The sequence below is a fragment of the Nocardioides sp. P5_C9_2 genome, assembly GCF_054049555.1.
The window spans coordinates 1-24,982 of sequence record NZ_JBFUMD010000006.1 but is presented as its reverse complement, the minus strand read 5'-3'; the positions used below and the strand labels follow the sequence as shown (position 1 = coordinate 24,982).

General features: G+C 72.0%; 27 protein-coding genes and 1 tRNA gene. 12 read left to right on the top strand and 16 right to left on the bottom strand.

The genetic code is table 11. The features are described from left to right. A partial coding sequence (locus ACXJKL_RS00800; RefSeq protein WP_457205140.1) for a hypothetical protein occupies nucleotides 1–566 on the top strand: 566 nt, incomplete at its 5' end. A gap of 19 nt (nucleotides 567–585) precedes the next feature. Here the strand turns inward: ACXJKL_RS00800 and ACXJKL_RS00795 are convergent. Next, nucleotides 586–1,923, bottom strand: a complete 1,338-nt coding sequence (locus ACXJKL_RS00795; protein ID WP_457205139.1) for a M20/M25/M40 family metallo-hydrolase — start codon at nucleotides 1,921–1,923, stop codon at nucleotides 586–588. A 78-nt stretch (nucleotides 1,924–2,001) separates the two neighbouring features. Here ACXJKL_RS00795 and ACXJKL_RS00790 point away from each other — a divergent pair. Then, nucleotides 2,002–2,087 (top strand) — tRNA-Leu (locus ACXJKL_RS00790). Nucleotides 2,088–2,152: 65 nt separating this feature from the next. On the opposite strand, the gene ACXJKL_RS00785 is transcribed toward ACXJKL_RS00790, so the two are convergent. The 6 genes from ACXJKL_RS00785 to ACXJKL_RS00760 form a co-directional block, all read right to left on the bottom strand. Beyond that, the gene (locus tag ACXJKL_RS00785; RefSeq protein WP_457205138.1) at nucleotides 2,153–2,656 is read right to left on the bottom strand and encodes a VOC family protein; all 504 of its coding nucleotides are present in this window, start codon (nucleotides 2,654–2,656) and stop codon (nucleotides 2,153–2,155) included. After that, the gene (locus ACXJKL_RS00780) at nucleotides 2,653–3,396 is read right to left on the bottom strand and encodes a DUF2652 domain-containing protein (protein WP_457205137.1); all 744 of its coding nucleotides are present in this window, start codon (nucleotides 3,394–3,396) and stop codon (nucleotides 2,653–2,655) included. Before ACXJKL_RS00780 ends, ACXJKL_RS00785 begins: the two co-directional genes overlap by 4 nt. Before the next feature lie 30 nt (nucleotides 3,397–3,426). Beyond that, entirely contained in the window at nucleotides 3,427–5,031 is a 1,605-nt protein-coding gene (locus ACXJKL_RS00775) for an MFS transporter (RefSeq protein WP_457205141.1), read from the bottom strand. 74 nt (nucleotides 5,032–5,105) lie between these two features. Next, a complete protein-coding gene (locus tag ACXJKL_RS00770; protein WP_457205136.1) occupies nucleotides 5,106–5,297 on the bottom strand; it encodes a hypothetical protein in 192 nt (63 codons plus the stop codon). Between the two features lie 28 nt (nucleotides 5,298–5,325). After that, nucleotides 5,326–5,745, bottom strand: coding sequence for an HAD family hydrolase (locus ACXJKL_RS00765; protein WP_457205135.1), 420 nt, complete (start codon nucleotides 5,743–5,745; stop codon nucleotides 5,326–5,328). A gap of 6 nt (nucleotides 5,746–5,751) precedes the next feature. Next, on the bottom strand, nucleotides 5,752–5,940 hold the full coding sequence (locus ACXJKL_RS00760) for a hypothetical protein (protein ID WP_457205134.1): 189 nt from the start codon (nucleotides 5,938–5,940) through the stop codon (nucleotides 5,752–5,754). Between the two features lie 23 nt (nucleotides 5,941–5,963). On the opposite strand from ACXJKL_RS00760, the gene ACXJKL_RS00755 reads away from it, so the two are divergent. After that, the gene (locus ACXJKL_RS00755; protein WP_457205133.1) at nucleotides 5,964–6,572 is read left to right on the top strand and encodes a LysR substrate-binding domain-containing protein; all 609 of its coding nucleotides are present in this window, start codon (nucleotides 5,964–5,966) and stop codon (nucleotides 6,570–6,572) included. Here ACXJKL_RS00755 and ACXJKL_RS00750 read toward each other — a convergent pair. Continuing rightward, nucleotides 6,556–7,110, bottom strand: a complete 555-nt coding sequence (locus tag ACXJKL_RS00750; protein ID WP_457205132.1) for a nucleosidase — start codon at nucleotides 7,108–7,110, stop codon at nucleotides 6,556–6,558. The two genes, ACXJKL_RS00755 and ACXJKL_RS00750, sit on opposite strands and share 17 nt — an antisense overlap. Nucleotides 7,111–7,277: 167 nt before the next feature. On the opposite strand from ACXJKL_RS00750, the gene ACXJKL_RS00745 reads away from it, so the two are divergent. Further along, nucleotides 7,278–9,026, top strand: a complete 1,749-nt coding sequence (locus ACXJKL_RS00745; protein WP_457205131.1) for a BCCT family transporter — start codon at nucleotides 7,278–7,280, stop codon at nucleotides 9,024–9,026. Nucleotides 9,027–9,080: 54 nt separating this feature from the next. Here the strand turns inward: ACXJKL_RS00745 and ACXJKL_RS00740 are convergent, their stop codons facing one another. Genes ACXJKL_RS00740 through ACXJKL_RS00730 form a run of 3 tightly spaced genes read right to left on the bottom strand, consistent with a single transcriptional unit; the run spans nucleotide 9,081 to nucleotide 12,640 of the window. Then, complete coding sequence (locus ACXJKL_RS00740; protein ID WP_457205130.1) at nucleotides 9,081–10,517, bottom strand: GuaB1 family IMP dehydrogenase-related protein; 1,437 nt, start codon at nucleotides 10,515–10,517, stop codon at nucleotides 9,081–9,083. An 11-nt stretch (nucleotides 10,518–10,528) separates the two neighbouring features. Beyond that, nucleotides 10,529–11,143, bottom strand: coding sequence for a hypothetical protein (locus tag ACXJKL_RS00735; protein ID WP_457205129.1), 615 nt, complete (start codon nucleotides 11,141–11,143; stop codon nucleotides 10,529–10,531). Between the two features lie 15 nt (nucleotides 11,144–11,158). Continuing rightward, complete coding sequence (locus ACXJKL_RS00730) at nucleotides 11,159–12,640, bottom strand: pyridoxal phosphate-dependent decarboxylase family protein (RefSeq protein WP_457205128.1); 1,482 nt, start codon at nucleotides 12,638–12,640, stop codon at nucleotides 11,159–11,161. 97 nt (nucleotides 12,641–12,737) lie between these two features. Here ACXJKL_RS00730 and ACXJKL_RS00725 point away from each other — a divergent pair, with 97 nt between their 5' ends. Continuing rightward, entirely contained in the window at nucleotides 12,738–13,025 is a 288-nt protein-coding gene (locus tag ACXJKL_RS00725; protein ID WP_457205127.1) for a YiaA/YiaB family inner membrane protein, read from the top strand. Nucleotides 13,026–13,035: 10 nt separating this feature from the next. On the opposite strand, the gene ACXJKL_RS00720 is transcribed toward ACXJKL_RS00725, so the two are convergent. Next, complete coding sequence (locus ACXJKL_RS00720; protein WP_457205126.1) at nucleotides 13,036–14,250, bottom strand: acyl-CoA dehydrogenase family protein; 1,215 nt, start codon at nucleotides 14,248–14,250, stop codon at nucleotides 13,036–13,038. A gap of 55 nt (nucleotides 14,251–14,305) precedes the next feature. Next, nucleotides 14,306–15,682 carry an acyl-CoA dehydrogenase family protein gene (locus ACXJKL_RS00715; RefSeq protein WP_457205125.1) on the bottom strand — a complete coding sequence of 459 codons (1,377 nt, stop codon included), beginning with the start codon at nucleotides 15,680–15,682 and terminating at the stop codon, nucleotides 14,306–14,308. A gap of 96 nt (nucleotides 15,683–15,778) precedes the next feature. On the opposite strand from ACXJKL_RS00715, the gene def reads away from it, so the two are divergent. The 6 genes from def to ACXJKL_RS00685 all read left to right on the top strand — a co-directional run bounded on the left by def (nucleotide 15,779) and on the right by ACXJKL_RS00685 (nucleotide 21,537). After that, nucleotides 15,779–16,381 carry a peptide deformylase gene (gene def, locus ACXJKL_RS00710; protein WP_457205124.1) on the top strand — a complete coding sequence of 201 codons (603 nt, stop codon included), beginning with the start codon at nucleotides 15,779–15,781 and terminating at the stop codon, nucleotides 16,379–16,381. Further along, nucleotides 16,378–17,169 (top strand): TrmH family RNA methyltransferase, encoded by a 792-nt coding sequence (locus ACXJKL_RS00705; RefSeq protein WP_457205123.1) that lies wholly within the window; start codon nucleotides 16,378–16,380, stop codon nucleotides 17,167–17,169. The genes def and ACXJKL_RS00705 overlap by 4 nt, the downstream gene beginning before the upstream one ends. Before the next feature lie 53 nt (nucleotides 17,170–17,222). Beyond that, nucleotides 17,223–17,627 carry an NUDIX hydrolase gene (locus ACXJKL_RS00700; protein ID WP_457205122.1) on the top strand — a complete coding sequence of 135 codons (405 nt, stop codon included), beginning with the start codon at nucleotides 17,223–17,225 and terminating at the stop codon, nucleotides 17,625–17,627. Nucleotides 17,628–17,711: 84 nt separating this feature from the next. Next, nucleotides 17,712–18,641 (top strand): aminoglycoside phosphotransferase family protein, encoded by a 930-nt coding sequence (locus ACXJKL_RS00695; protein ID WP_457205121.1) that lies wholly within the window; start codon nucleotides 17,712–17,714, stop codon nucleotides 18,639–18,641. 141 nt (nucleotides 18,642–18,782) lie between these two features. Further along, nucleotides 18,783–20,063, top strand: coding sequence for an HNH endonuclease (locus ACXJKL_RS00690; RefSeq protein ID WP_457205120.1), 1,281 nt, complete (start codon nucleotides 18,783–18,785; stop codon nucleotides 20,061–20,063). 154 nt (nucleotides 20,064–20,217) lie between these two features. Further along, nucleotides 20,218–21,537 (top strand): DUF2252 domain-containing protein, encoded by a 1,320-nt coding sequence (locus tag ACXJKL_RS00685; protein WP_457205119.1) that lies wholly within the window; start codon nucleotides 20,218–20,220, stop codon nucleotides 21,535–21,537. A 24-nt stretch (nucleotides 21,538–21,561) separates the two neighbouring features. On the opposite strand, the gene ACXJKL_RS00680 is transcribed toward ACXJKL_RS00685, so the two are convergent. Genes ACXJKL_RS00680 through ACXJKL_RS00670 form a run of 3 tightly spaced genes read right to left on the bottom strand, consistent with a single transcriptional unit; the run spans nucleotide 21,562 to nucleotide 24,564 of the window. Further along, nucleotides 21,562–22,545 carry an aldo/keto reductase gene (locus tag ACXJKL_RS00680; RefSeq protein ID WP_457205118.1) on the bottom strand — a complete coding sequence of 328 codons (984 nt, stop codon included), beginning with the start codon at nucleotides 22,543–22,545 and terminating at the stop codon, nucleotides 21,562–21,564. 34 nt (nucleotides 22,546–22,579) lie between these two features. Beyond that, nucleotides 22,580–22,957 (bottom strand): MerR family transcriptional regulator, encoded by a 378-nt coding sequence (locus ACXJKL_RS00675; RefSeq protein WP_457205117.1) that lies wholly within the window; start codon nucleotides 22,955–22,957, stop codon nucleotides 22,580–22,582. Next, complete coding sequence (locus ACXJKL_RS00670; protein WP_457205116.1) at nucleotides 22,954–24,564, bottom strand: AMP-binding protein; 1,611 nt, start codon at nucleotides 24,562–24,564, stop codon at nucleotides 22,954–22,956. Before ACXJKL_RS00670 ends, ACXJKL_RS00675 begins: the two co-directional genes overlap by 4 nt. A gap of 129 nt (nucleotides 24,565–24,693) precedes the next feature. Here ACXJKL_RS00670 and ACXJKL_RS00665 point away from each other — a divergent pair. Further along, a partial coding sequence (locus ACXJKL_RS00665; protein WP_457205115.1) for a hypothetical protein occupies nucleotides 24,694–24,982 on the top strand: 289 nt, incomplete at its 3' end.

The window sequence follows — 24,982 nt, the reverse complement described above, 5'->3', positions numbered from 1 at the left end:
TCGCGCTGGTGCGCGAGGGCCACGGCATCGCGCGGATCGCCGAGGCGCTGGAGCGCACCGAGGGGGCGGTGACCCCGCGGCTGCGCGCGCTGCTGCCGCCGGAGCAGCGCGCCATCCTGGCCGACCGGGTGCTGCCCACGCTGCGCGACCACCTGCGGGAGCGAGCGGACTACCCGTGGGCGGAGATCATGGTCACCATGCCGCCGCCGGCACCTGTCGTGGAGGAGGTGGTCCACCGGGCGGGCGTCGCCGGCCTCGAGCCCGCGCTGCTCGCCGAGTTGGCCTGGGCGGTGCTGCACTGCGAGACCGTCGCGACCGCGGCCGTGCTCGAGGTGTGCCACGAGGTCGAGATCCGAGGTCTGCGCCGCGACCTGGAGGAGCGGCTGGCCACGGCGCTCCAGGTCCGCGTCCCGCCGGTGACGCCCGACGAGGCGTCGTACGCCGCCCACGCCCGGCTGGACGCGGCGTGCGGCCGCCCGTCGTACCGGTCGGGCCGCGACGGCTACCCGAGCCCCCGCGGTCTCTACGGGTCACCGCGGGACACGACCTACGAGCCCGGGTGGTGACGCCGGCCGGGGCGCTGCGTCAGAGCTCGTCGAGGAACCGGTCGAAGACCCGCGCGCCGAACTCCAGGGCGTCGACGGGCACCCGCTCGTCGACGCCGTGGAACAGCGCGGTGAAGTCGAGGTCGGCGGGCAGCCGCAGCGGCGCGAAGCCGTACGACGTCATCCCCAGCTTGGTGAAGTGCTTGGCGTCCGTGCCCCCGCTCATGAGGTACGGCGCCACCACGGCGTCGGGGTCCTCGGCGAGGAGCGAGCGGGTCATCGCGTCGACCAGGTGGCCCTCGTAGGGCATCTCCCAGGGCTGCTGGTGGGAGAGGAAGTCGATGTCCACGCCCTCGCCGCACAGCTCGCGCAGGGTGTCGAAGAACTCGTCCTCGTAGCCCGGCAGGAAGCGGCCGTCGACGTGGGCCGTGGCCTCGGTCGGGATCACGTTCACCTTGTAGCCCGCACCCAGCATCGTCGGGTTGGCGGTGTTGCGGATCACCGCGCCGAGCATCCGGGCGGCGCTGCCGAACTCGTCGATCAGGGCAGGCGCGTTCTCGGGGGTCGCCTCGGTGCCGGCGATGTCGGCGACCGTGGCGAGGAGCACCTCCATGGTCGGCGTCAGGCGGACCGGCCACTGGTGGGCACCGATCCGGGCGACTGCCCCGCTGAGCCGGGTGACGGCGTTGTCGGTGTTGATCATCGAGCCGTGGCCCGCCCGGCCGCGGGCGGTGAGCTTCATCCAGGCCATCCCCTTCTCGGCGGCCTCGATGAGGTAGATCCGGCGACCGCGGACGGTGGCGCTGAAGCCACCGACCTCGCCGATGGCCTCGGTGCAGTCGGCGATCTCGTCCGGGTGCTGCTGGACGATCACCTCCGCGCCCTTGTGCCCGCCGGCCTCCTCGTCGGCGGTCAGGCAGAGCACCAGCTCACGGTCGGGCAGCCGGCCGGCGCGTGCCCGGGCCCGGACGGTGCTGAGCAGCATCGCGTCGAAGTCCTTCATGTCCACGGCTCCGCGGCCCCAGACGAAGCCGTCCTGGACCTCGCCCGAGAACGGGTCGACCTGCCAGTCCTCGGCCGCCGCGGGGACGACGTCGAGGTGACCGTGGACGAGCAGCGGCGGCTTGGTCGATCCCGCGGACCCGCCCCACCGGGCGACGAGGTTGGTGCGCCCCGGCTCGGACTCGTAGAGACGCGACTCGATGCCCACCTCGTCCAGCAGCGTGGCGACGTACTCGGCGGCCTTGCGCTCCCCCGGTCCGTCCGCGTCCCCGTAGTTGGAGGTGTCGATCCGGATGAGCTCCCGGCACAGGTCGACGACCTCGCCGGCGGGGTCGTGGGCGGGATCGATCGAGGTCACCGAGGTCTCGTCAGCCATGCCCCCATCCTGCCCCAGAGCAGGAGCCACCCCGATTCGAGAGTTGGGCGGGCGTCTTGCTACGGTTCTCCAGCACTCGTCCGGGTGGCGGAATTGGCAGACGCGCTAGCTTGAGGTGCTAGTGCCCGTATTAGGGCGTGGGGGTTCAAGTCCCCCCTCGGACACTGAGAAGGCCCCGGCTCCACGGGGCCTTTTCTTCATTTCGGGTTCTTCACGTCGGAGCCGTCTGTCAGAGCACCGTCTGCCCGTACATCTCGCCCAGCGGATCGGCGATGAGCTCGATCCGGGCTCCGTCAGGGTCGCGGAAGTAGACCGAGACCTCGCTGTGCACCACGTGCTCGATCCCGGCGTCCTCCAGGCGGTGCACGATCTCCTCCCACCGCTCCGGAGCAACGGATATCGCCAGGTGGTGCAACCCGCCGAGGACCTCCGCATAGGGGCCGACCTCCAGCCCGGGGAAGTCGAAGAACGCCAGGAGGTTGCGGTGGCCGATGTCGAAGAAGAAGTGCGAGGAGCCGGGGTAGTCCCGGTTGTCGATGAGCTCGGTGAGCGGGAATCCCAGCAGGCCCTGGTAGAACTCGATGGTGCGCTCGACGTCGCTGCTGATGAGCGCGGTGTGGTGCAGTCCCCGTGCCGTGGTGGCGGGTCGCTCCCCCGCCGGACGCAGGTGCGCTCGACGGATGCGTGCGCGCTCGGCCTCGACGGCCGTGAGGTCGGGCGTCGTACCGGTCATGGCGCACCACGATCGGACGTGACCGCACCGACGGACCCGGCAGGGTGTCGGCGTCGACGGCCCAGCATGTAGGGCAGGCCCGCTCCGGCGGCGTACGCCGTGCGCGCCAGGCGTCCTCGCCAGGTGGGGCGCGGGAGTGCCCCGGCACCACCGTCCAGGGACGTCACGTCGACGTAGTAGGCACGCACCTGCCCGATGCCCTCGACCTCCGGAGAGATCGCCCGCGCCGGGTCGCGGAGACTGGACGTGCCGTCCCGGAGGAGCTCCTCGGTCAGCAGGACGTACTCCCGCACCGGGACGGCGTTCTTCAGCAGCCGGTGCACCAGGATGACGTCGATGCCGACGAGCTTGCGGCTCTGTCGGATGCTCTGGGTGGCGACGTCCCCCACGTGGGCCACGAACTTGAGCGTGAGGTCGGCCGCCTGCTTGCACCCCGAGCACGGGCAGAGGTTCCTGGCGACGTACTCCCGTTCGAGGTGGAACGCCCGGTGCATCGCGGTGGCCAGGTCCGTGACCTCTCGGACGAGCTCGTCGGAGCCTGCGGGATCCGCCTCGCGGTAGAGGAAGGCCGCGTCGCCCTCGATCTCGATCAGCTCGAGACCGGGAGCCGCGTCGATCACCCGCTCGAGCAGCCGCCCGGTGTTGACCTGCGCGTGCGCGAGGCTCATCCGGTGGGTGCTCATGTACTCGGTGTAGCCGCCGATGTCCGCGATGAGCAGGAGTGCGCGGACCGACGCCATGCCTCACGATCGCAGACCGGTGCGCCACCCTCAAGGGGGTGGGAGCGGCGGGTTCCCGTGCGGGCGCTCCGGGTCGTAGCGGTCCAGCAGCCGGTCGACACTCCGCGCGGCCTCCCGCGCGCTCGGCGTGTAGCCGACGATGACCGGCAGGAACCGGTCCGAGAGCAGCGCCCGCAGGCGTACGTCGCTCCGCGCCACCACCGTGGCGGTCCGGGGGATGCGTCGCAGCAGCGCGATCTCGCCGAAGCCCTCGCCGGGCCCGAGGGTCGCCACCACCCGCCCGTCACCCACCACGTCGACCTCGCCCGACTCCACCACGTAGAACCGGTCGCCGACGTCGCCCTGGCTGAACACGGTGGTGCCGGCCGGGACCTCCGTCGACTCCAGGCCACGGGCGAGCTGCTCGACGGAGGGAAGCGGCAGCGTGCGCAGCATGGGGACCTGCTGGAGCAGGCTGACGTCCACGTCCTGCACGACCACCGAGCGGTCGAGGGCCCGCAACCGCCACCAGGACACCACCGCGAGCACGGGGCACAGCAGACCGATGCCGACCAGTGCCGCACGCACACCGGACGCCTCGACCGCCCACGACGCGACGACGGCGCCGACCCCGATGGACAGCGCGACCAGGCTCTCGAGCACCCCGAACACCCGGGCCAGCACCTCGTCGGGCGCCATCCGACCCAGGAGGGTGAAGCCCGCGACGTCGATGAGCGCGTTGCCGACGCCGACCAGCGCCAGGAAGCCCAGCGCCACGGTGTCCCGGGGCACCAGGCCGACGAGCACCAGTGGCAGGCCCCAGAGGGCGACCCCGACGGCGAACCACGCGCCGAGTCGCCGGGTGCCGACGAGGAGCGAGGCCGCCAGCGAGCCGAGGACAGCACCCACGCCGACGGCCGTCATCAGGGTGCCGGCGCCCGGCTCCCCCCGGTCCAGCAGCTCGATCGAGACCACGACGGAGAACACGGTCAGCGCTCCGCGGGTGAAGGACTGCGCGGCCGCGAGGGCGAGCACCAGGGCCAGGTCGGGGCTGTGGGAGACCACCCCGACGCCCTCGATCGCCTCGCGCACCAGGCGGCGCCGCGGCGACGCGGAGGGACGTGGCGGGGCGTCGTACCTCAGCCGGAGCAGGAGGCCGGCGGACCACAGGGACGCGGCGGCGGCGACGGCGAACACGACCTCCACATCGGCGACCTCGAGCAGCACCGCGGCGATGAGCGGACCCACCAGGGTCGCCAGGGAGTCGAGCATCCCGCGGACGACGTTGGCGCTGACCAGCTCGTGGCCGGTGCGGCACAGGGAGGGCAGCAGAGCGGAGTGCGCCGGACGGAAGAGCGTCGCCGCGATCGTCGACAGGACCGCGAGGGCGTAGATCGCGATCGGTGCCCCGCCCACCGCGGCGACGACGGCGGCCGCCGCGGTGGCGAGGCCGCGCACCGTGGACACGACCACCAGGACGCGCTCGCGACGGCCGCGGTCGGCGAGGGGCGACAGCAGCGGAGCACAGATCGCCGACGGCACCATCCGCAGCAGCCCCACCAGGCCGAGAGCGGTCGCCCCGCCCTCGCGGTAGGCCACGATGCCGAAGGCGACGGTGAACGCCCACTCGGCCGTCCATGCGCCGAGGAAGCTCAGCTGGGCGCGACGCAGGTCGCCGTTGCGGGCATTGCTGGTGAACGCGGCCGCGGCGTCGGCCAGCCGGTGGGTGGTCAGCGGCCGCGCCGGGGCCTGCCCGAGGGACCCATCCGGTGGTGGACGCGGATCGGAGCCTCACCCAGGCCGGGCACTCCCGGTGCGTCGGACTGCGTCAACCCGGGCGGATCGCGTCTCCACCGCCGCTCGAGGATGACACCGAACACCACGACGTACGCCACCAGGGCCCCGAGGATGATCCACACCATGCGCCGACCGTACGCCTGAAAGGCGCTGTCAGGGAGTGTTCACCCGGATGCCGTGGCCGGCCAGCAGGGCGACGAGGGAGCCGGGTCCCCGCTCGAAGTGCCAGTGCTCGGCGAYGAGTCCAGCGGCCCGGGCGCCCTCGACGTTGGACTCGTTGTCGTCGACGAACAGCACGTCGCCGGCATCGACGCCGATCATCGCGACGACACGACGGAAGAACTCCGGGTCCGGCTTCGCGGCGCCGACCTGCCAGGAGTAGGCGCTGACGTCGAAGCGGTCGCGGTAGCCGAGGACGTCGTGCATGTAGGAGCCGCGATGGCGTTCCTGGTTGGTGGCCAGGTGCACGCCGTAGCCCGCGCCCCTCAGTGCCGCCACGACCTCGAAGGACGACGGGACCTCCTCGATGCAGTGCCACACGGCGGCGTACACCTCGTGGACCGGCGTGTCCACGTCGTACTAGCGCAGCGTCGCCTCGAGCATCGGCAGGTAGTCACCCTCCCCGGCGAGCGTCGGCAGCTCGTCGGTCCACGTCCGGTGCAGGAACTCGCGGGCGCGATCGCCCAGGAACGGCTCCATCGCGGCGTACCAGCCGCCGGGCAGGTCCTGGAGCACGCCGTCGGCGTCGAGCAGCACGTGCGTGATCACACGCGTCACCCTAGGCTCACCGGGTGAGCGACCCCCGCCGACCGACCCTGCGCATCGGCTTCGTGACCGGCGCGACCCCCGACAAGTGGGCTCGTGCCTGGCGCGAGCGCCGTCGCGAGGCACTCGAGCTGGTCCCGGTCACCGAGGACGAGCAGGTCCGGGGTGTCCTCGACGGCAGCCTCGACATGGCGCTGGTGCGCCTGCCGGTCGACACCGCCGGGACGGGGGGCCGGGGGGAGCTGCACTGCATCCGGCTGTACGACGAGGTGCCCGTCGCCGTCGCCGGCCTCGAGCACGTCATCGGGGCCGCCGACGAGCTGACCCTCGAGGACCTGGCCGACGAGCAGCTGGTCCGGCCGCACGCCAGCGGCTGGACGCCGGCCGCGGAGCAGCTCGACTGGCCGCCCATGTCGGAGCAGGACGCGATCGAGACCGTCGCCGCCGGCACGGGGGTGGTGGTCGTGCCCATGAGCATCGCCCGCCTCTTCCAGCGCAAGGACGTCGTGACCCGGCCGGTGACCGACCTGGACCCCACCACCATCGCCCTGGTCTGGCTCCGCGACCGCGACGACGACGTGACCCAGGCGTTCGTGGGCGTCGTGCGCGGACGGCGGATCACGAGCTCGCGCTGAGCCACTCCTCCAGCCACCCACCGAGCGCCACCGCACTGGCCTCGACCCGGCCGGGCCAGTCCATGGCGGACTCGTCCGCGGCGTCGCTGACGTGCTTGACCAGCCGGACCGGCACGCCGAACGAGCGAGCCGCGAACGCCACGGCATAGCCCTCCATGTCGACGAGGTGCGCGGCAAGCGCGAGCCGGTCGCGCACCAGCGGGTCGGTGACGAAGACGTCACCGGTGGCCAGCACCACGTCGGACTCCCCCACCACCAGCCGCTCCTCCGGGTCGTAGCCGAGCGACCGGACGATGTCGGCGTTGATGTCGTGGTTGAGCACCGTCCCCGGCTCGTGCAGGCCGCTGACCCCGTCACGCAGGGCTCCGGCCGTGCCGATGTTGACCACGACCAGGCGCGAGACGTCGTCGTACGCCGCAAGTGCGCGCGCCGTGGCGACGGCGGCGGCGGTCTTGCCCATCCCGGTGACGACGAGCGGCAGGTCGGCGGGGACGTGGGCTGCTTCTGCGGCCGTGGCAGCGACGACGAGGGTGTGCACCGCGTCACGCTAACCCGTCCGGAGTTGGTGGTCGGTGCTGCCTTCCACCTAGGGTCGAACGGTTGTCCACTGAACGTCGTCCACCGGACGTTCTTCACCGAACGATGATCCCCCTCTGGAGGTGTCACCAGCTCGTGACCCAGGCTCCACCGAACGATCACACGCTCATGCACGGCTTCAAGAGCCCGACCGACGGCGTCATCCCCCACCCGGCGCTCGACGTCGAACCCCCCGCAGAGTCCCAACGGCCCCAGGTCCTCGACAAGGTCGTCTTCGGAGTCACGGCAGGGATCGCCGTCGGGTTCCTGCTCTGGGGCTTCCTCGACACCGCCTCCCTGGCCAGCGCGTCGGGCACCGCCCTCACCGGCACCATGAAGTACCTCGGCTGGCTGTTCGTGCTCACCGCGTCCGGCTTCGTGGTGTTCGCGCTGTGGCTGGCGCTGGGCAAGTACGGCAACATCCCCCTCGGTCGCGACGGCGACGAGCCGGAGTTCTCCACGACGTCGTGGGTCGCGATGATGTTCTCCGCGGGCATGGGCATCGGGCTCATGTTCTACGGGGTCAACGAGCCGCTCACGTTCTTCGCCGACACCGACGGCTTCGCACCGCCCGGCTCCGAGGGACTCACCGACCCGCAGCGGGCCGAGACCGCGATGGCGCACACGCTCTTCCACTGGACGCTGCACCCGTGGGCCATCTACGCCGTCGTGGGTCTCGCGATCGCGTACGGCGTCTACCGCAAGGGCCGCCTCCAGCTCATCAGCGCCGCCTTCGAGCCGCTGCTCGGCAAGCACGCCAACGGTCCGGCGGGCAAAGTCATCGACATCCTGGCGATCTTCGCCACGCTGTTCGGCTCGGCGGCGTCGCTGGGCCTCGGTGCCATCCAGATCGCCAGCGGGCTGCGCATCGTGACCGGCCTCGGCGAGGTCGGCAACGGCGTCCTCGTCGCGATCATCGCCGTGCTCACCGTCTGCTTCATCCTCTCGGCCGTCTCCGGCGTCGCCAAGGGCATCCAGTGGCTCTCCAACATCAACATGGTGCTGGCGCTGCTGCTCGCGGTGTTCGTGTTCGTCGTCGGTCCGACGATGTTCATCCTCGACCTCATCCCGACGTCGATCGCCTCCTACGTCCGCGAGCTGCCGACCATGGCCGGGCGCACCAACGCCGAAGGCGAGGAGGCCGCGGCCTGGCTCAGCAGCTACACCGTCTTCTACTGGGCCTGGTGGATCTCGTGGACCCCGTTCGTCGGCATGTTCATCGCGCGGATCTCGCGGGGCCGCACGATCCGCCAGTTCGTCTCCGGCGTGCTGCTGGTGCCGAGCCTGGTCAGCCTCGTCTGGTTCGCCATCTTCGGTGGCTCGGCCATCAAGCTGCAGATGGACGGCAGCGACATCTACGGTGCCGGCGCCCTCGAGGACCAGCTGTTCACCATGCTGGACCAGTTCCCGCTGGCCGCCGTCTCCAGCGTGCTGGTGATGCTCCTGGTGGCGATCTTCTTCGTCTCCGGCGCGGACGCGGCTTCCATCGTGATGGGTTCGCTCTCGCAGAACGGTGCCATCGAGCCGAGCAAGGGCCCGGTCATCTTCTGGGGCGTCGCCACCGGCGGCGTGGCAGCGGTCATGCTCCTGGTGGGCGGTGACACCGCACTCGACGGACTCAAGACGATCACCATCGTCGCGGCCGTGCCCTTCGTGATCGTGATGATCGGCCTGTGCGTCTCCCTGGTGAAGGACCYGAGCCAGGACTCGATGATCGTGCGCACGCGCGTGGCCCGCGAGGCCGTGCACGACGCCGTGATCGCGGGCGTCACCGAGCACGGTGACGACTTCCGCCTGTCGTTCGAGCAGGAGCCGGGCACGGACGAGACGTCCACGCCGGCCTCCACCAACGGGACGTCACCGACCACGCAGGCGTGACCCAGCACGACCCCAGCACGACCCAGCACGACCCGGCGGCCGCTGGGTGCCTCCTCACCAGGAGGTGCTCAGCGGCCGTCCCTCGTGGAAGCCGGCCGCCGACTGCAGGCCGACCACCGCCCGCTCGTGGAGCTCCTCGAGCGTCGTGGCGCCGGCGTACGTGCATGCGGACCGCAGCCCCGAGCAGATCTGGTCGATGAGGTCCTCGACGCCGGGACGGGCCGGCTCGAGGTACATCCGAGACGAGGAGATGCCCTCCTCGTAGAGCCCCTTGCGGGCCCGGTCGTACGCCGACTCGGTCGAGGTCCGGTGGGCCACGGCCCGCGCCGACGCCATCCCGAAGGACACCTTGAAGGCCCGCCCGTCCGCGTCGTGCATGAGGTCGCCGGGCGACTCGTACGTGCCGGCGAACCACGAGCCGATCATCACCGAGCTGGCCCCGGCCGCCAGCGCGAGCGCAACGTCGCGGGGGTGACGCACTCCCCCGTCGGCCCACACGTGCCGGCCCAGGTCACGGGCCGCCGCGGCGCACTCGAGCACCGCGCTGAACTGCGGCCGGCCGACGCCGGTCATCATCCGCGTCGTGCACATCGCGCCCGGCCCGACGCCGACCTTGACGATGTCGGCTCCGGCCTCGACGAGGGCACGGGTGCCCTCGGCGGACACGACGTTGCCCGCCACGACCGGGACGCCGGGCGAGAGCGCCCGCACCGCGCGCAGGGCCTCCATCATCCGGTCCTGGTGGCCGTGGGCCGTGTCGACGACGAGGCAGTCGATCCCGGCGTCCAGCAGGGCCGCGGCCCGGTCCGCGACCTCCCCGTTGACACCGACCGCGGCGGCCACGCGCAGGCCACCCGTCGCGTCGACGGCCGGGGTGTAGAGCGTGGCCCGCAGTGCGCCGAGGCGGGTGAGCACGCCCACGAGCGACCCGTCGTCACCGACCGCGACGGCGAGCGGCGCCTTGGCCGCGTCGAGCCGGTCGAAGACGACCCGCGGGTCCGCGTCGGACGTCACCGTGACCAGCTCGCGGCGCATCACGGCCCCCACCTGCGCGAACCGGTCGACCTCGGCGCAGTCGGCCTCGGAGACGACCCCGACGGGTCGACCGTCCTCGACCACCACGGCGGCCCGGTGGGAGCGCTTGGGAATGAGCGACAGCGCCTCCGCCACCGTCTGGGTGGGGACGAGCTCGATCGGGGTGTCGAAGACGAGATGGCGCTGCTTGACCCAGCGGACGACGTCGGTGACGACCGGGATCGGGATGTCCTGCGGGATCACGGTGAGGCCGCCGCGGCGGGCCGTGGTCTCGGCCATCCGCTTGCCGGCGATGGCAGTCATGTTGGCCACGACCAGCGGGAGCGTCGCGCCGGTGCCGTCGTGGGTCGCGAGGTCGACGTCGTACCGGCTGGCCACGGCCGAGGCGCGCGGGACCATGAAGACGTCGTCGTAGGTCAGGTCGTGCGGCGGGGCCGCGTCGTGGAGGAGGCGCACGTGTCGGGAATCTACGTGAGCACGCCGCGGGGCCGCAGGCCCACGTCCTCGAGCTCGAGCTCGGCGAGGCGGCGTACGACGTCCGGGTCCTTGCGCCGCCAGTCGCCCGCCGGGTCGTCGCTCACCCGGGCCAGCACCCGCATCGGCTGGTGCGCGAGCGCCCGCAGGGCGAACAGGTCGAGGTCGTCGGCGGAGTCGATGAAGCGCGCCCCGGCCGTCGCCTCCCGCACGAACCGCCAGCGCCGGGGCAGGTGGATGGCGAGGATCACCAGGATCGGGATGAGGGCGATGGCCAGGCCGAGCACGACGGCCAGCTGCTCGACCGCCTCCACGGACGCGCGCCCGGCAGCGGCGATCCCGTCCGATGCCTCGGCCGCCTTGTCGAAGGGCGTCGCCAGCTCGTCCCCGATGAGCGGCGCGTCATCGAGCCGTCCACCCGCGTCACGCAGCTGCCCGGCCATGGCCGAGGCCGACTCGTCGGTCTGCCGTCCGGGACCGGCCAGGGCGGTGGTGCCGTCGTGGACGGCCATCCCGACCCACACCCACAGGACGAGCCAGGCGACCACCAGGAGGTCGGCGACGATCTGGGCGGTACGGCGGCCGGGGCTGTCTGCGTAGAGCTTCATGGCCCCATCCGAGCATCACTCAGGCTGTGCAGTCACTTCTGGTGGTGCGGCCACCTCCGTGAGGGCGTTCCACGTGAGCTCGATGTCTGCGGGGGTGGTGCGCCAGCTGCCCACGGCCCAGCGGATGGCGGCTCGTCCCTCGACCCGGGTGTGGCTGAGGTAGGCCACGCCGGAGGCGTTGACCCGCTCCATCAGCGCCAGCGTCTCGTCGTCGCCGGCCACCGCGCGGAACACCACCAGGCTCAGGCTGCGCGGGGTGACCAGCTCGAAGCGGTCGTCGTCGGCGACCAGCTCCTCGACCCGGCGGGCCAGGTCGACGCCCTCGCGGATGTGGGCGCGCAGGCCCTCCAGGCCGTAKGTGCGCAGGACCGCCCACAGCTTGAGCGAGCGGAACCGGCGGCCGAGCTGGGGGTGCCAGTCGCGGTAGTCGACCACCTCGCCGGACTCCGAGGCGGCGTTGCGCAGGTACTCCGGGGTCAGCGACAGCGCACCAGTCAGCGACTCGCGGTCGGGGACCCACAGGACGCTGCAGTCGAAGGTGGTGAGCAGCCACTTGTGCGGATTGGTCACCATCGACTGCGCGAGGTGCAGCCCGCGGGTGAGGGTGTCGCGGTGCTCGGGACAGACCGCCGCCACCCCGGCCCACGCCGCGTCGACGTGCAGCCAGGCACCGACGCCGTCGAGGGCCTCCGCGATCGCCTGCACGTCGTCGAGGGCCCCGGTGGACGTCGTGCCGACGCAGGCCTGGACGAACACGGGGCGGCAGCCGTCGTCGATGTCCTCGGCGAGCATCCGTTCCAGGCTGCGCACGTCCATCGCCTGGGTGGCCGGGTCGACCTCGACCATCCGGACCGACTCGGAGCCGAGGCCGGCCATCATCGCGGCCTTGACCAGCGACGAGTGGGCCTGCGAGGAGCCGTAGACCGTCCAGCGGGTGTCGCCGAGCCCGGCGTCGCGGACCCGGCCCGCGCTGGCGGCGTGCAGCGCGGCCAGCAGGGCGGTGAAGGTCGCGGTCGACGCGGTGTCCTGGATGACGCCGCCGCCCTGGCCGGGTGCGGCATGCCGGAACTGCTCGGGGAGGCCGAGGGCCTGCGCGAGCCAGTCGACGACGACCTGCTCGACCTCGGTGACGGCCGGGCTGGTGGCCCAGATCATCCCCTGCGCACCGATGCCGCTGGAGAGGAGGTCGCCGAGGATCGCGGCGGGCGAGGAGTTGGCCGGGAAGTAGGCGAAGTAGCGCGGGTGCTGCCAGTGGGTCAGGCCCGGCACCACCACCTCGTCGAGGTCGGCCAGCAGGGCGTCGAACCCCTCGGCCCGCTCCGGCGGGGCCTCCGGGAGCGCGCGTCGTACGTCACCGGGCGCGACCTGGGCGAGCACGGGCAGGTCGTCGAGCGAGGCCCAGTAGTCGGCGATCCAGTCGATCGCCGCGTGCCCGTGCCGGYGGAACTCCTCGGGTGACATGTGCGGGCCGCTGTCGGGCCTGGCGTTCTCGGACATGGCCCGAAGGTACTGCGCGAGGTTGAGCCGTCGTACTCAGGGCACGTCGGGTAGCCGACCGGGTCCAGCGGCGGAGACGGACGGCGAAGGTTGCCCCATGAGCACTCCGAACCAGTCCAAGAACACCAACGCTTTCTTCGCCCAGGCCGCGATCTCCTTCGGGGTCGCCCTGGTCGCCATGATCTTCGCGATCCTCTACCTCCCGGTCGACCCGTGGATCCGGGCCTTCCTCGGCCTCGGCACGATGTACGTCACGACCTCGGCCTTCACGCTCGCGAAGGTCGTGCGCGACGCCCAGGAGAACCTCACCGTCATCAGCCGCATCGACCAGGCTCGCGTGGACAAGATCCTCGCCGAGCACGACCCCTTCCGCTCGGTCTCCTGACCGCGACGGATCAGCGCAGCTCGGCGCTGGTGAGCCCGAGCACCCGCCGGGCGACGATCAGCAGCTGGATCTGCTGGGTCCCCTCGAAGATGTCGAGGATCTTGGAGTCGCGCGACCACTTCTCCAGCAGCTCGACCTCGCTGTAGCCCAGCGAGCCGGCCAGCTGGACGCAGGACAGCGTGATGTCCGAGCCCACCCGGCCGGCCTTCGCCTTGGCCATCGACGCCTCGAGCGAGTTGGGCCGGCGGTTGTCGGCCATCCAGGCGGCCTGCAGGGTGAGCAGCTGGGCCCCCTCCCAGTCGGCCTCGAGCCGGAGGAACGTGGCCGCCGCGGCGGACTGCACCTCGGCCGGACGGTCGTAGTCGATCGTCACCCCCGCCTGCTCGAGCAGGTCGCGGGTGAGGTCGAGCGAGGCGCGGGCGCAGCCCACCGCCATCGCGGCCACCAGCGGCCGGGTGTTGTCGAAGGTCGCCATCGCCCCGGCGAACCCCTGCTTGACGTCGATGTCCGGTGAGCCGAGCAGGTCCTCTGCCGGCACCCGGCAGTCGGTGAACGTGATCGCCGCCGTGTCCGAGGCACGGATGCCGAGCTTGTGCTCGAGCCGCTCGACCGTCATGCCGGGGTTGTCCTTGCGCACCACGAACGACTTGATCGCCGCCCGGCCCAGGGACTTGTCCAGCGTCGCCCAGACGACCACGCTGTCGGCACGCTCGCCCGCGGTGACGTAGATCTTCTCACCGTTGATGACGTACTCGTCGCCGTCGAGCCGGGCGGTGGTCGAGATGCTGGCGGAGTCCGATCCGGTGCTGGGCTCGGTGATGGCCATCGCAGCCCAGGTGCCGGCGTACCGCTCCTGCTGCTCGGGGGTGGCCACCGAGGCGATGGCGGAGTTCCCGAGGCCCTGGCGGGGCATGGAGAGCAGGAGCCCGGTGTCGCCCCAGCACATCTCGGCGACGGACAGGACCGACGCGAGGTTCGCGCCGTTCCGTACTGCGCCCGGGGCCGCGTCGCTGTCGTCGCGGCGTACGCCGGAGGCGCCGGCGCCCTCCGACGAGCCGGACTCGGAGAGCCCGTCGATCATCGCCGCGAGCATGTCGAGCTCCTTGGGATAGGAGTGCTCCTCGCGGTCGTACTTGCGGGAAATGGGGCGCAGCATGTTCATCGCGACCTGGTGGGCCTGGTCGACGAGCGTGCGGTGCCTGCGGGGGGTCTCGAGGTTGATCATGACCGGGGTCCCTGTTCGGAGCGGAACGAAGTGAGCATTCGAATGGGGTGGTTCATCAGACGAGCACCGTTCCTTCCATGATCCCGACGGCCCGCAGGTCGCGGTACCACCGCTCGACCGGGTGCTCCTTGACGAAGCCGTGTCCCCCGAGCAGCTGGACGCCGTCGAGCCCGATCCGCATGCCCTTGTCGGCGCACAGCGAGCGGGCCAGCGCGACCTCGCGGGCGAAGTCCTTGCCCTGCGCGGCGCGCGAGGCGGCCTTGTAGGTCACCAGCCGCATGGCTTGCAGCTCGATGGCGATGTCGGCCACCATGAACGCGACCGCCTGGCGGTGGCTGATCGGCTCACCGAAGGCCTCGCGCTCGTTGACGTAGGCCGTGACGTGGTCGAGGACCGCCTGCCCGGTGCCGACCGCGAGGGCGCACCAGGCGAGACGGGACAGCCGCACGCACTCGGCGTACGTCGATCCGTCGGTCTYGCCGAGCACGGCGTCGGCCGGGACGCGGACCCCGGTCAGGGTGAGCCGGGTCAGCGAGGCGGCGCGCACGCCCATCGAGGGGTCGGCCTCGACCGAGAGTCCCGCGGCGGACGACTCCACGAGGACGAGGACCGGTCGGCCCTCGAGCTCGGCACCCACGACGAAGAGCTCGGCCTCGGCACCGCGGACCACGGCCGACTTGACGCCGTCGAGCACCAGCCCGTCACCCTCGTGCCGGGCCGTGGTGGCGGGCGAGAGCGGGTCGAAGAGCACCGTCGGCTCGGTGAGGGCCAGGGCGGCGGCGGGCACGTCGTCGCCGGTGAAGGCGGGCAGGTAGGTCTGCTGCTGGGCGTCGGTGCCCCACAGCCCGAGGGCGGTGGCCACCGAGCCGGGAGCCAGCGCCGCGACGGCGAGGCCCATGTCGCCGTGGGCCAGCGCTTCGGCCACCAGTGTGCCGGCCATCGCCGAGCGCTCGTCGGAGACCCCGCCCAGCGACTCGGGGACGCCGAGGATGGGCAGCCCGATGTCCAGGCTGGCCCGGAGGAGCGAGTCGGGCGCAGCACACGCGGTGTCGGCCTCGGCGGCCGCGGGACGCACCACCTCGGCCGCGAACTCCCGGACCACGTCGACGAGCATCTGCTCGTCCTCGGTCGGGGTGAGGTCGAAGACCCCACCGGACGCGGCGGCCTCCGGGCGGGTTCCCGGCGCACCGCGCGTGCCGACGCGGGCGAACTGCCGTCCGGCGGCTGTCGCGGTGCGGAAGCCACTGCGGGTCACGGTGAAGACCGCCTGCTCGGCCTGCCTGCGCAGGCCCAGCCGGTCGATCACCTCGCTCTGCGCCAGCCGGTTGAGGCCGGCGACGGCCAGGCCGATCGGGTCGCGGCTCTCCGCGGAGGACAGGCCGTGCCTGCGCGGCCTGCGCCCTCGCTTGAGGAAGTCTGCGGTGAGGTACATGGAACTAATGTAACTCTGAGTTACACCCAACGCCACAGGCTGCCGCGGCGAGTCTGCCGGTCGGGTCCCCCGGCGTGCGTCACTAGGATCCTCGCCATGCCCGTCGACCCTCCGGCCCCCACCGTCCACGCGCCCCACGGCCCCCTCCCCGCCGGCGGCACCGTCCGTCCCGTCACCCGGTGGGGCACCCCGGTGATGCACTCGGCGCAGCGGCAGGTGACGTCGTACGACGACGCGCTCAGCGCACTGGCTGCCGACATGGTGGCCACGATGTACGCCGCCGACGGTGTCGGGCTCGCGGCCTGCCAGGTCGGCGAGGACGTCGCCATGTTCGTCTTCGACTGCCCCGACGAGCGCGGCGAGCACACGGTCGGCGTCGTCTGCAACCCGGTCGTCACGCTCCCCGAGGGCCGGGAGCGCAGCCTCGACGACGGCGAGGAGGGCTGCCTGTCGTTCCCCGGTGCGTTCGTGGAGTGCGCGCGACCCGACTGGGCGGCGGTGGACGGCACCGGCCTCGACGGCGAGCCGGTCCACTTCGAGGGCGACGGGCTGCTCGCCCGGTGCCTGCAGCACGAGACAGACCACACCGTCGGCACGGTGTTCGGCGACCGGCTGCCCACCAAGGCCCGCAAGAAGCTCCAGAAGCAGCACGACAAGGCCGCTGACGACTACCCGCTCGACTGGCCGGCCGGGTCGTGACCGTCCGCATCACCACCCGCAACGCCCGCTTCCAGCAGTGGGAGTCGCTGCTCCACAACCGCACCAAGCGCCACCGTCTCGGCGAGCTGCTGGTGCAGGGCGTGCGGCCGATCAGCCTGGCCATCGAGCACGGCTGGACGATCCGCGCCCTCGTCTCCGACGGCCGGCCGCGGATGTCGGCCTGGGCGGCCGGGGTCTGGGGGACCGCCGACGCCGAGCGGGTCGTGATGGCGCCCGACCTCGTCGCCGAGCTGAGCGAGAAGGACGAGCCGTCCGAGCTGCTCGCCGTGGTGGCGATGCCGCCGGACGACCTCGCGCGCCTGGACCCGTCCGGACTCACCGTCGTCTTCGACCGTCCCACCCAGCCGGGCAACATCGGCACCCTGGCCCGGTCGGCGGACGCGTTCGGCGCCACCGGCCTCGTCGTCACCGGGCACGCGGCCGATCCCTACGACCCGCGCGCGGTACGGGCCAGCACCGGCTCGCTGTTCGCGCTCACCGTCGTCCGCGCCCCCTCGCACCGCGAGGTGCTCGACTGGGCGCGACCGGCCGGGGTCCGCGTCGTCGGGACCGACGAGACCGGGGCGGTGGACCTCCGTGCCGCCGACCTCACGGGCCCCCTCGTCGTGGTCGTCGGCAACGAGACCGCCGGCATGACCACCGCCTGGCGCGAGGCCTGCGACGAGCTCGTGTCCATCCCGATGGCCGGATCGGCCAGCTCGCTCAACGCCGCCACCGCCGGGTCGATCGTGCTGGACGAGGCCGCGCGCCAGCGCCGCCCCGGCTGACCACGTCCTTCTGAGGCCGCGCGTGAGGGTGCGTCCACGCCTACTGTGCCGCTATGGCCGCCATGACCTCGATCGCCGTCGCGGCGCTCGTGCGCGACGGTCTGGTGCTGCTGGGCCACCGCCACCCGGCGCGCCGGTGGTACCCGGACTGCTGGGACCTCGTCGGCGGGCACGTCGAGCCGGGTGAGCAGCCCCGGCACGCCGTCATCCGCGAGTGCCTCGAGGAGATCGGGGTGCACGTCCACGAGCCCCGCCACATCCCGATGGTCGTCGACGACGCGGATCTCGACGTGCACGCCTTCCTCGTCACCCGGTGGGACGGGGAGGTCGTGAACGTGGCGCCCGAGGAGCACGACGCCCTGCGCTGGTTCCGACCCGACGAGCTCGCGGAGGTGGACCTTGCCCACCCGGGTGTGCTGGCGACCGTACGCCGCGCAGTACGCCTCGCCGCCGGGTAGCCGCTGCTGCCGTCCAGTGCGGGGCTGGGATGCCGGACGAGCGAAACCAGTTGTGCCGTGGGGCGAGATCGCGATCATGGGCACGTGGTCCTGCCCTCCATCGAGACGTCCGCCGTCATGCCGGACACCCGTGTCGTGACCCGACTGCTGCGCGACCAGGCCCCGCACCTGGCGGACCTGCCGATCCGGATGAGCCCGACCTCGGGCAGCAGCAACTGGGTCTTCCGCCTCGGAGATGCGTTGGCCGTGCGCCTGCCCCGGACCGACGAGTACGTCCCCGGCCTGCTCACAGAGGTCCGCTGGCTCCCGCACCTCGCCCCCCACGTCGTCAGTCCCGTCCCTGAGGTCGTCGCCCTGGGGGAGCCCAGCGAGGCGTTCCCCCGCCCCTGGGCCGTCGTGACCTGGCTGTCCGGCGAGCTCCCGCTCGTCCTCGACGAGGCGCAGCAGGCGCGGTTCGCGGAGACCCTCGGGGCCTTCCTGCGGAGCCTCCACGCGGTCGACACCGCCGGTGCCCCGCGCGGTGCCGACCACTGGGGCTACCGGTGCGGTGAGCCGGTCACCGACCGGATCGACCAGTGGGCCGAGCAGGCCGCGACCGCCCTGGCCGACGTCCTCGACCCGGCTGGCGTCCGCGAGGCCTGGCGACGCCTGCGCCGCGTCCCCGCGGCCACCCAGCCTGCCTGCTGGGTGCACACCGACCTGTCGTCCGAGAACGTCCTGGTCCACGAGGACGGACKGGTCGCCGGGGTGATCGACTTCGGCGGTCTCGGTGTCGCAGATCGGTCGGTCGACCTGCTCTACGCGTGGAGCCTCCTGGATGCACCGGCGCGCGACGTTCTCCGTGTCGCCTCCGGGTCGGACGACGCCACCTGGTCCAGGGCCAGGGCATGGGCCTTCGTGGGTCCGGGCCTGGTGACGATCGCCGGCTACCGCCACGCGATGCCCGCCAGGACCGAGCGCCTGACCTCGATGGTCGTTGCCGTCGCCGCCGAGGTGGGCATCGCGCTGCGTTGACCCCGTCGTAGGCCAGCCATGTCCATGAACACGGGCACTGACAATGGACCTCGTGGAGGACCAGCAGACAGCGCAGCCGACTGTCCCCATCTCTTGATCCTTCCCTTCCCCTCCGACGCGTCACGGTATATACTCGAACACATGTTCGACCCCCTGCCCGCCGACGACGCGGAAGAAGCCACCACGGCCCTCCCGCTCGTGCTGGACGCGTCGGGMATCGACGGATGGACRGCAGCCCTGTCCCGCGCGCTCGAGGCATCCAGTGGCCTCGAGGACGACGGCCGGGTCGACGTGCTGGGGGCGCTGGAGCGRCTYGGCTGTGTCGTGACCGCCGCGCAGGCGCACATCGCGCGCGAGCTSGACGACTCGCAGCGAGCGGTGCAGGCGGCGGCCGGMGTGGCCCCGGCGCGGCAGGGGGCCGGTGTCGCCCACCAGGTGGCMCTGGCGCGTCGGGAGTCGCCGCACCGCGGCCGCCAGCACCTCGGGCTCGCGMAGGTCGTGGCCCGCGAGCTCCCGCACACGTGGTCGGCCTGGCGCACGGGCCRCATCACCGAGTGGAAGGCCACCATYGTCGCCCGSGAGACCGCGTGCCTCTCGCTGGCCGACCGGCTGACGGTCGACGAGGTCGTCGCCCGGGACGCGGCGGCGCTGGAGGCGATGGGAGAGCGCGAGCTCGCCGGCGCCTGCCTGAAGGAGGTGGCGCGGCTCGACGCGGCCGCCCTGGTCGCCCGGCGCCGCCGGGCCGAGTCCGAGCGCCGGGTCACCCTGCGACCSGCACCGGACACCATGACCTACCTGACCGCCCTGCTGCCGGTGAAGGACGGCGTCGCCGCGTTCGCCGCGCTCACCCGGGCCGCCGACAGCGCCCGCGCCGCGGGCGACGAGCGCACCCGCGGGCAGGTGATGRCCGACGCCCTCGTGGCCGGCATACGCGKCGCCGGYGCCCGGGCCGGGGGCGGGGGCGGGGACAGCGCCGGATCCCCGGCCGCGCCCGCGCCGGTGTCCCTCGGCCTSGTCATGACCGACGCCGCCCTGTTCGGCGGRGCCGACGACGACGCGCACCTCGACGGCTTCGGACCCATCCCCGCCGAGCTCGCCCGCGAGATCGTGGCCGGCGCCTGCACGCAGGGCGAAGACGTGTGGCTGCRCCGGCTCTACACCAGCCCCACCACCGGCGAGCTCGTCGCGATGGACGCCCACGGCCGMCRCTTCCGCGGCAGCCTCGGGCGYTTCATCCGGCTCCGCGACCGGGTCTGCCGGACCCCGTGGTGCGACGCACCGATCCGACACACCGACCACGTACGACGCCACGCCGACGACGGACCCACCAGCACGACGAACGCCCAGGGCCTGTGCGAGGCCTGCAACTACGCCAAGGACGCCCCCGGCTGGCGGGCCAGACCCGGCCCCGACGGACCGTGAAGACCACCACCCCGACCGGCCACCGCTTCGCCACCCGACCACCACCGATCGCCCGGATCCACGAACGCCGGCTGCCGGCACTGACCATCGACTACGTCCTCGCGGGTTGACTCGAGCCGGCTGGCCGGCCGGACCGGGGGGCTAGATTGCGCGCATGTCACCCTCGAGGACGTCCGCACGCACCGACACGATCATCGAGGTCATCCGTGAGGCGTTCGCGCCGCTGATGCGTGCCGACCCGGTGGCCTTCCGGGCCAAGTACCGCAAGATGGCCCTCGACCCGCACGCCTTCTACCGCGGCTCCGCCTGCCTCTACTACAGCGACGTCACGCAGGAGCCCGACGAGTGGTCGCGGCACGGTGCCGAGCGGATCTGGATCCACGGGGACCTGCACGTGGAGAACTTCGGCACCTACCTCAACTCAGACGGCCGGCTGATCTTCGACATCAACGACTTCGACGAGGCCTACCTGGGGCGCTTCGTCTGGGACCTGCAGCGGTTCGCGGCCAGCCTGGCGCTCGTCGGCTGGCAGAAGGCACTGCCCGAGGACGCGGTGCGCAAGCTCATCGGCCGCTACCTGCGTTCCTACCTGTCCCAGGTCGACCACTACTTCGGCACCGAGGCCGACGACGACTTCGCACTCAACCTCGAGAACGCCGAAGGGCCGGTCCTGGTCGCCCTGGAGAAGGCGCGGGCCCTGCGCCGCGCCGACCTGCTCGACGAGGTCACGGTGCTGGCCAAGGGGTCGCGGAACTTCGTGGAGGACGGCACCGCACGCCGGCTCGRGCGCGACGAGCGCACCCAGGTGGTGGGCGCGTTCCGCTCCTACCTCGACACGATCCCGCAGTCCAAGCGCTTCGACCGCGCGCTGTTCTACGAGCTGCGTGACGTCGTCGGCAAGTCCGGCTTCGGGATCGGCAGCGCCGGGCTGCCGGCGTACAACATCCTCGTCGAGGGCTACAGCCAGGCGCTGGACAACGACGTGGTGCTCTCCATGAAGCAGGCCAACGTCCCCGCCGTCTCGCGCTTCGTGGACACCGCCGAGGTGGACGCCTACTTCACGCACGAGGGACACCGCACCGTGGTGAGCCAGCGGGCGCTCCAGGTGCACACCGACCCGCTGCTCGGCTACACCGACATCGACGGCACGGGGTACGTCGTGAGCGAGGTGTCGCCGTACGAGGTCGACCTCGACTGGGGAGGCATCAACGAGCCCGAGGACATGCGCGCCGTCGTCGACCTGCTCGGGCGGGCGACCGCGAAGATCCACTGCGCCTCCGACGAGGACAGTGACCAGGACCTGGTCGACATCCAGGTCGAGGAGGCCATCGTCGCCTCGCTGAAGGGTCGACGCCGCGAGTTCGGCGACTGGCTGGCCCAGTGGGGCATCGACTACGCGATGCGGGTCCGCGAGGACCACTCGCTGTTCGTCGACGCCTTCCGCGAGGGGCGGATGGGGATGGCCTCGACCTGAGGCCACCCCCGTGAGCGGGTCCGCTCAGGCGTCGATGCTCGACATGTCGCCGTAGCGCTCGCCGACCACCGCGTCGCGCGGGACGGCCGCGTCGAGGGCGGCGAGGTCGTCGGCCGTGAGCTCCACGTCGGCGGCGCCGACGTTCTCCTCGAGGTAGGCCACCCGCTTGGTGCCCGGGATCGGTACGACGTCGTCGCCCTGGGCCAGCACCCAGGCGAGGGCGAGCTGGCCGGGCGTGGCGCCCTTGTCCTCGGCGATCCGACGGATCTTGTCGACGAGGGTGAGGTTGGCCTCCAGGCCCTCGCCGTTGAGGCGCGGGAAGTAGGGGCTGTTGCGCGAGTCGCCCTCGGCCAGGGTGCCGGGGCGGATCGCGCCGGTGAGGATGCCGCGACCCAGCGGGGAGTAGGGGACCAGGCCGATCCCGAGCTCGCGCAGGACGGGGAGGATCTCGTCCTCGAGGTCGCGGGTGAACAGCGAGTACTCGGTCTGGAGCGCGGTGATCGGGTGGGTGGCGTCGGCCTTGCGGACGGTGGCGGCCGAGGCCTCCGACAGCCCGAGGTGGCGGACCTTGCCGGCCTGCACGAGCTCGGCCATCGCGCCGACGGTCTCCTCGATCGGGACGGTCTTGTCGACACGGTGCTGGTAGTAGAGGTCGATGTGGTCGACGCCGAGGCGCTGGAGGCTGGCGTCGCAGGCCGCGCGGACGTACTCCGGCTTGCCGTTGACGCCGACGCGGGTGCCGTCGGGCCTGCGCTCGTTGCCGAACTTGGTGGCCAGCTGCACCTCGTCGCGGCGGCCCGAGATGGCCTTGCCGACGAGCTGCTCGTTGGTGAAGGGGCCGTACATGTCGGCGGTGTCGAGGAACGTGACGCCCAGGTCGAGGGCGCGGTGGATGGTGTCGATGCCCTGCTGCTCGTCCGCGGAGCCGTAGAACTCGCTCATCCCCATGCAGCCGAGGCCCATGGTCGAGACGGTCAGGTCGCGGAGCTGTCGCTTGTGGATGGTCATGGCCCCGAGTCAACGCCTTGGAGTGCGCTCGAAGTCAAGCGATGTGGGAGACCCCGGTGGCCCGCTCGTAGAGCTCCACCTTGTGGTCGATGGCGCTGAGGTGGTCGCGGACCTCGTCGAGCTGACGCAGCACCCGCCCGCGGTGGGCACGGAGCAGCTCGAGACGCTCGGCCTCGGTGCCGGAGCCGGCCCGCACCAGGTCGGCGTACCGCTTGACGTCGCGGATCGGCATCCCGGTGGCCCGCAGCTTGGAGATCAGCGTGATCCACGCCAGGTCGGCGTCGTCGTAGGCCCGGTGGCCGGAGGTGGAGCGGCGGACGGGGGTGCGCATCAGCCCGTCACGCTCGTAGTAGCGCAGCGTGTGGGCGGTGAGACCGGTCTGCTCGGCCGCCTCGGCGATGGTCAGGCTCATGAGAGCCCCAGCAGACGGGTGGACTCGGTGCGCATCTCGACCTTGCGGACCTTGCCGGTCACCGTCATGGGGAACTCGTCGACCACCATCACGTAGCGCGGGATCTTGTAGTGCGCCAGCTTGCCGGTCGCGAACTCCCGCAGCGCCGGTGCGTCGAGGGGCGGGGCGCCCGGACGCATCCGCACCCAGGCGCAGAGCTCCTCGCCGTACTTCTCGTCCGGCACCCCGATGACCTGCACGTCCTCGATGTCGGGGTGCGTGTAGAGGAACTCCTCGATCTCCCGCGGGTACACGTTCTCACCRCCGCGGATGACCATGTCCTTGATCCGACCGGTGATCGAGAGGTTGCCGTCCTCGTCCATCACGGCGAGGTCGCCGGTGTGCATCCAGCCGTCGCGCAGCACCTCCGCGGTCTTCTCGGGCTCGTCCCAGTAGCCGAGCATCACCGAGTAGCCCTTGGTGGCGAGCTCCCCGGCCTCCCCCCGGGGGACGGGCTCGTCGGTGAGCGGGTCGACGACCTTGACCTCGAGGTGGGGGCCGACGCGACCGACCGTGGAGACCTTGACGTCGAAGTCGTCGTCGGTGCGGGTCTGGGTGGAGACCGGCGAGGTCTCGGTCATCCCGTAGCAGATCGTCATCTCGCTGATGCCGGCGTCGATGAGCTTGCGCATCATCTCCGCGGGGCAGGGGGAGCCGGCCATGATCCCGGTGCGCACCGAGGACAGGTCGTAGGACGCGAAGTCGGGCAGCGCCCACTCGGCGATGAACATGGTGGGTACGCCGTACAGGCTCGTGCAGCGCTCCTGCGACACCGCCGCGAGGGTCAGCGCGGGATCGAACCCGGGCGCCGGGATGACCATCGTGGCGCCGTGGGTCAGGGCCGCGAGGTTGCCCATCACCATCCCGAAGCAGTGGTAAAACGGCACCGGGATGCAGATCCGGTCCTCGTGGGTGTAGCGGCAGATCTCGCCGACGAACCAGCCGTTGTTGAGGATGTTGCGGTGGCTGAGGGTCGCGCCCTTGGGGAACCCGGTCGTGCCCGACGTGTACTGGATGTTGATCGCGTCGTGGGGGTCGAGGGTGGCCTCGCGGGCGTCGAGGTCGGCGTCGTCGACCGTGTCGCCGGTGGCCAGCAGGTCGTCCCACTCCGGGCCGCCGAGGACCGTGCTGGCCCTCAGGGCGGTGCACTCCGCGCGGACCTCGCCGAGCATCGACACGTAGTCGCTCGTCTTGAAGCTCTCTGCCAGGAAGAGGTGGCTGATGCCTGCCTGGTTGAGCACGAAGGCCAGCTCGTGGGTGCGGTACGCCGGGTTGATGGTGACCAGGACGGCGCCGACGCGGGCGGTGGCGAGCTGCACGATCGTCCACTCCGCGCAGTTGGGCGCCCAGATCCCGACGCGGTCACCCGTCGCGGTCCCGCCGGCGAGCAGGCCCTTGGCCAGCCGGCGTACGTCCGCGTCCAGCTCGGCCCACGTCCACCGCCGCCCGGTGCTGACCTCGACGAGCGCCTCGTGGTCGGGATGCTGCTCGACCGTGCGGGTCAGGCACGCGCCGATCGTCTCCTCGAGCAGGGCGGGGGTGGTCTCTCCGACGGCGTGCGAGTCCATGCCGCCCACCATAGTGACCCGGCTCATGTCGTCGGCTCGCTCGCCGCGGGCGGCTCGGAGCGGCCGACCCGCGCGGAGGGGTCCGAAAGGAGCATTACCCGCCAGCGCGCCGGCTGGCTACCGTGAAGCATGGGTCGTCGTACCGGCCTCACGGCATGGGCGGGGCTGTTCCTCCTCGCCCTGATCGGCCCCCTTCTCGCGAGCTGGGTGCTCCTCGACTCGGCCTCCACCTCCCTCGCCGAGGAGCTCGCCACGGCGGTCGGACTGCTCGCCCTGTCCGTCCTCCTCCTGGCGCTGGTCATGCCGGCACGGCTGCGTTCGCTGGTCGCGACGCTGGGGATCGAGAAGATCCTGCGTGGCCATCGGCTCCTCGCGCTGACGGCGCTCCTCCTGGTGCTGGCGCACATCGTCCTCGTGC

What these genes read in the sequence shown, in the direction of transcription:
- ACXJKL_RS00795 (WP_457205139.1), bottom strand. Translation starts at nt 1,923, where the DNA reads ATGGCTGACGAGACCTCGGTGACCTCGATCGATCCCGCCCACGACCCC.
- ACXJKL_RS00785 (WP_457205138.1), bottom strand. Translation starts at nt 2,656, where the DNA reads ATGACCGGTACGACGCCCGACCTCACGGCCGTCGAGGCCGAGCGCGCA.
- ACXJKL_RS00780 (WP_457205137.1), bottom strand. Translation starts at nt 3,396, where the DNA reads ATGGCGTCGGTCCGCGCACTCCTGCTCATCGCGGACATCGGCGGCTAC.
- ACXJKL_RS00770 (WP_457205136.1), bottom strand. Translation starts at nt 5,297, where the DNA reads ATGGTGTGGATCATCCTCGGGGCCCTGGTGGCGTACGTCGTGGTGTTC.
- ACXJKL_RS00735 (WP_457205129.1), bottom strand. Translation starts at nt 11,143, where the DNA reads ATGAAGCTCTACGCAGACAGCCCCGGCCGCCGTACCGCCCAGATCGTC.
- ACXJKL_RS00725 (WP_457205127.1), top strand. Translation starts at nt 12,738, where the DNA reads ATGAGCACTCCGAACCAGTCCAAGAACACCAACGCTTTCTTCGCCCAG.
- ACXJKL_RS00720 (WP_457205126.1), bottom strand. Translation starts at nt 14,250, where the DNA reads ATGATCAACCTCGAGACCCCCCGCAGGCACCGCACGCTCGTCGACCAG.
- def (WP_457205124.1), top strand. Translation starts at nt 15,779, where the DNA reads ATGCCCGTCGACCCTCCGGCCCCCACCGTCCACGCGCCCCACGGCCCC.
- ACXJKL_RS00700 (WP_457205122.1), top strand. Translation starts at nt 17,223, where the DNA reads ATGGCCGCCATGACCTCGATCGCCGTCGCGGCGCTCGTGCGCGACGGT.
- ACXJKL_RS00680 (WP_457205118.1), bottom strand. Translation starts at nt 22,545, where the DNA reads ATGACCATCCACAAGCGACAGCTCCGCGACCTGACCGTCTCGACCATG.
- ACXJKL_RS00675 (WP_457205117.1), bottom strand. Translation starts at nt 22,957, where the DNA reads ATGAGCCTGACCATCGCCGAGGCGGCCGAGCAGACCGGTCTCACCGCC.